Source organism: Streptomyces virginiae, assembly GCF_040638905.1.
Lineage (GTDB): Bacteria > Actinomycetota > Actinomycetes > Streptomycetales > Streptomycetaceae > Streptomyces > Streptomyces virginiae_B.
Window position 1 is genome coordinate 1 of the sequence record NZ_JBEZYV010000079.1, and the last position, 4,204, is coordinate 4,204.

General features: G+C 68.5%; 3 protein-coding genes and 3 pseudogenes. 4 read left to right on the plus strand and 2 right to left on the minus strand.

Annotated features, from left to right (window positions below; all coding sequences use genetic code 11):
* Nucleotides 1-155 precede the first annotated feature (155 nt).
* The 3 genes and pseudogenes from AB0F82_RS38530 to AB0F82_RS38895 form a co-directional block, all read left to right on the plus strand.
* Nucleotides 156-512: a hypothetical protein gene (locus tag AB0F82_RS38530; RefSeq protein ID WP_362636462.1), complete on the plus strand. Its 357-nt coding sequence runs from the start codon at nucleotides 156-158 to the stop codon at nucleotides 510-512.
* A gap of 17 nt (nucleotides 513-529) precedes the next feature.
* Nucleotides 530-799 carry a hypothetical protein gene (locus AB0F82_RS38535; RefSeq protein ID WP_362636465.1) on the plus strand — a complete coding sequence of 90 codons (270 nt, stop codon included), beginning with the start codon at nucleotides 530-532 and terminating at the stop codon, nucleotides 797-799.
* A gap of 140 nt (nucleotides 800-939) precedes the next feature.
* Nucleotides 940-1,261, plus strand: a pseudogene (locus tag AB0F82_RS38895) (helix-turn-helix domain-containing protein); the annotation flags it as partial.
* Nucleotides 1,262-1,326: 65 nt separating this feature from the next.
* Here the strand turns inward: AB0F82_RS38895 and AB0F82_RS38540 are convergent.
* Both AB0F82_RS38540 and AB0F82_RS38545 read right to left on the minus strand, forming a co-directional pair.
* Nucleotides 1,327-1,635 (minus strand): hypothetical protein, encoded by a 309-nt coding sequence (locus tag AB0F82_RS38540; protein ID WP_362636467.1) that lies wholly within the window; start codon nucleotides 1,633-1,635, stop codon nucleotides 1,327-1,329.
* Between the two features lie 48 nt (nucleotides 1,636-1,683).
* Nucleotides 1,684-2,833, minus strand: a pseudogene (locus AB0F82_RS38545) (IS110 family transposase).
* A 149-nt stretch (nucleotides 2,834-2,982) separates the two neighbouring features.
* Here AB0F82_RS38545 and AB0F82_RS38900 point away from each other — a divergent pair.
* Nucleotides 2,983-3,051 (plus strand): annotated as a pseudogene (locus tag AB0F82_RS38900) (transposase); the annotation flags it as partial.
* Nucleotides 3,052-4,204: the final 1,153 nt, after the last annotated feature.

Genomic DNA, 4,204 nt, shown 5'->3' on the forward strand with positions numbered 1-4,204 from the left:
GGACCCTGTGGGAGAGTAGGACGCCGCCGAACAATCATTGTGGGAAAGCCCCGCACCAACCCGTTTCAGGGTTCGGTGCGGGGCTTTTCTGCGTTCACCGTCGGGTTCTCGGGCTGGGCTGGGTATCCTGGCCCAGCGTTCCCCTGGAGGACACGATGACAGCAGAGCAGTTGGAAGACGGCGGGCCTCTCATCCCCCAGCCGGCGATGACGCGGGAAGCCCTGCGGGACGCCGTGCGCCGGATCGACATGGCCAACCTGGCCGTGCTCGACAAGGAATGCAACGAGGCCTTCGACCGTGCCGCGGAGACGGGTGCCATCAACCCGCTGCGGTTCTTCCTGATCAAGTGGGCCACGCACGTGGCGATCCACCGCTGGCCCGCCCGCTCGGCAGCATTGCACGAAGCGGAACGGATCGCGGGCGACCCGGACGCCACGGAGGAACAGTTCCGCGCCGCCATGGAGACGAGCAGCCGCATCCTCGCCGAAGCCCAGCGCGAGATCGGTCAGTGATCCCGCGGGGCGAAGGCGTGGAGAACGACAGCGGCTGGGCGTGGGAGTGCGACCCGAGCCGGCTGTGGGTGCTCGGCGACATGGCCGCGGCACAGCAGGAGCTCGTCGGTGCCGTCATGGACGGCCTGGTCGACCTCGCCGCGATGGCCATCGACCCCAAGGACGGCAGCCTCTACGAAGATCCCCACCCGATGCGGCTGCGTACGTACGAGGACGAGCACCTCATGGTCTGGTACCAGACGATCCCCCACCGCAGCCGGGTCTACCTCAAGCGCGTCAACCTCTGAGCCAGGCCGGCTGGAAGGCCTGGCCCTGTCGGCCAGGACGGGGACGGCCGTGCCGACGTCAAACTCGCCTGCGATGGCGGTGCCTTCGGCGGAGTGCGTGAAGCAGGCGTGCGCGGCCGCCGCCTCGGCGGCAATTCAGCGAGGTTTTACACCTCAAGGCGGCCGAGAGATTCGCCAGGGTGAGGCAGCTCGGCGATCGCGAAGGACCTGCGGGTCAACGACCGGTCGGTGCAGCGGTGGCGGCAGATGTGGGACGAGAGCGGTCCGCGGGCTCTGCGACGCAGTTGGCGGCGGAGCTGGCCAAGGGGCCGGCCGCGCATGGCTGGGAAGATCAGCGTTGGACGCAGGCAGGTCACTGACCGGCCGACGCTTCCACCTGACCTACACCTCCAGGGCGTGCGCAAGCTCCCGGTGCGTAATGACTGGGCCTGCCAGATCCCAGCCCGACGGGCCACGGAGCGGGACGACGACGCGGTAGCGGGGTGGGTCAAGACACCTCATGCAGCTACGGGTCAAGTTGACCTTGGTCATCCAGCTGCAAAGGCGGCCAGCAGGGTGTCCGCCCGGACTTCCAGTTCGGGCGTCAGAGTTCCCTTCACGGCCACCATCAGCTCATCGCCGCCGACCGCGCGGGCAAGCCGAACCTCGACCTGTCGATGCTCGCCGACCAAGGGATACGAGTACCAGCCGTCGGGCCGCTCGTCGTCGGTCGCCTCGACCGCCATGGCAACCGTCTCCCAGTCGGTGGCATCGAACCCGTAGCCCACGTAGTGAGACAGCAACTCCAGGAACGACCGCAGGTTGCGCTCCCAGATCCATCCACCGACTTCTGCCATGGCTCCCCCTCCGTGCTCAGAAGGGACAGCCTGGCATGGGCCGATCCCTCAGTGATCACCCTGCTGCAGCGGGAGGGGAAACGCGACCGCTTCATCGAAGGGGATGTGTGCCAGGGTGCAGTGGTGGAGCTGGCCGAGCATTCGGTTGAACAGGTGCCGCAGGGCTTGCATGTGCCAGTCTCCTCCTGCCCGGCGGCGCCGGTAGTGGGCGTCAGCGCCGGTTGAACCGCTGAGGGAGGCGAAGGCCCACAGGTGGCCGACGTGGTTGAGCCGGTTGTTCTTGACGAACCGGCGTCGGACTTAGCGGCGTTTGCCGGAGGCCCGCGTGATCGGGGCGGATCCGGCGTATGCCTTCAGTCATCCGGCCGTGGCGAACCGGCTCCGGTCGTCGCCGATCTCGCCCAGGATGCGGGCGCCGACCTGGAGACCGATCCCGGCGAAGCTCAGCATGATCGCCGCGTCCGGGTGCGCCCGAAGCTGCCGCAGCAGGGCCAGTGCCTACTTGCCCATGGCATCCTCGACGAGGGGCAGCTGCCGAGGGGCTTCCTGGCGGAAGAGCTGCTGGATTCGTTCGGCGTCCGTTTCGATGCCCCGGAGGCGGCCGGCTCGCCGGAGTATGGCGGTCAGCTTCCACAACTGCAGCTTCGCGGCCAGGGCAGGTGTGGGTGCGACGGCGAGAATGCGGCGGGCATCGGGCCGGGTCAGGGTTCCTTGGCTGTCCCTGAACGCCTCGATCATCGCCGGGAAGTGCTCCCTCAGCAGGGACCGCAGCTGATTGGCGACCTGCTGGCGGTTTTAGACCGCGTCCTGCTGTGCGCGGGCCAAGACGGCGACGGCCTGGGCCAGGTCGGTGTCGGCGGGCAACGGGCGGTGCACTGGCGCATCGGTGCGGATGATGTTCGCGAGCACCAGGGCGTCGCCCGGTTCGGACTTCTTGCGGCTGACTCTGGCGGTCGCGGTAGCGGGAGGCATCCATCGGCCTGTCGCAGCGTGGCGACCAGCAGGCCGCGGCTGGTCTCGATGGCCACGGGATCGGCGTCTCCACGCTGTCGCCGTGCTCGGCCAGGAGGTCGAGCAGCAGCCGGTAGCCGTCGAGGTCGTCGTTGATCCGGCACTTGGCCAGCTGCTTGCCGGTGTCATCGACGAGCGCGGCGTCGTGATGGCCCTCCGCCCAGTCGATCCCGCAGAACACGTCCATGGATCCCGCCCCTTCTCCGGTGCTGTTCTCGAAGGCGAGCACGCGGGGCCGCACGGCGCACTCATTCCAGGACTCTGTGGTCCGCCACCTCATCAGCCGTGCGCGGCGCCGCAAGGCCGCACGGGCGCGCAGATGGATAATCATCGCCGCTGACCTGCTACAAGCCGGGCCACCGGTCCCGGCTGATCTACCGGCCGCGCCGAGACCGGCCTCGCCGTCAGACCTGCCCGACCAACATCACGAGTTCAACCTCAGCAGGCGGTGATCGCTCCCCCACCTCCTGGTCTCCGAGGGCCGGACGCAGGCTTGTTCGGCCACCCCTGGCTCCGTGCGGGGCAGTACGAGATGGAGTGAACGCGCCGCAGGGCGGCCGGCGACAGTGACCAGAGCGAAGCCGAGGTGGCGTCCCCATCGACTCACCGTCTCCCCGGCGAAGAGGGCCGCCCTCTCGTTTCGCCATGCGTACGGGTAGACGCGGGTACCCGTACGCATGGCCACGGGCACGGAGGTGGCGAACGACAGCACGTCCACCACGACGAGGCAGGTCACGTTCGACACCAGTCGCTGGGCACCGAGGGGCCCTCGAGCCGGACACCGGCATCCCCGGCATCCCGGCCGCCCTGGCAGAAGAGGCTGACTGCCTCCGCTCACCATCGGCTGAGGCCGCACTCCGCCTCGCGCCATCTCTGTATGGGCACGCCGATGACCACAGAGAGGGAACCCTACAAATTCTCGTGGCGTCGACCGGCCACGGCGCCCCTGTCGTCTGGGCGGGACGGCTGGGGGGCCTGGGCGGACGCAGTGGGTCTGAGCCTCCGTCGACACCACGATCTGCCGGGGGCAGCAGCATGCGGCTGGCGCCCGGCGGGACGGCCCAACCAACCACGAAGTCCCCCCTGGCCTGCGGTCCGACCAGCAGCAGGACAGCCCTGGGTCGCCCGCGAGCGCAGCAGGTGGAGCATGCTCCTGACTTGGCGTGGCCGGAGGGCCACGGTGCGACTGGGCTGCAGAGGCCGAACCTGCCTGCGCCCCAGCACGGGGGACAGCTCCTGGTCACCTCGGCCAGCGTCTTCGCGTCTTCGGAGCAGTACGGGCCGGCAGGGTCGACCGCGGGGTGAGGCTGCGGCGAAGCCGCACCGTCGGCGGCGTTTTGACTCCTCACTGGCACGGTTGTAGAGTTGAGCAGTTGCCTGGAGCAGAAGCGCTCGGCAGCGACCCCCACAAGGAAGCACTTTCGAGTGGGGACTCGACTCTTCATTCGGGAATCGAAGCCGGGGAAATCCGGTGGAAAACTTCTGATAGAGTCGGCACCGCCGGAAAGGGAAACGCGAAAGCGAGAACCTGGAAAGCGCCGAGGAAATCGGACGCGAA

What these genes read in the sequence shown, in the direction of transcription:
- AB0F82_RS38540 (WP_362636467.1), bottom strand. Translation starts at nt 1,635, where the DNA reads ATGGCAGAAGTCGGTGGATGGATCTGGGAGCGCAACCTGCGGTCGTTC.
- AB0F82_RS38530 (WP_362636462.1), top strand. Translation starts at nt 156, where the DNA reads ATGACAGCAGAGCAGTTGGAAGACGGCGGGCCTCTCATCCCCCAGCCG.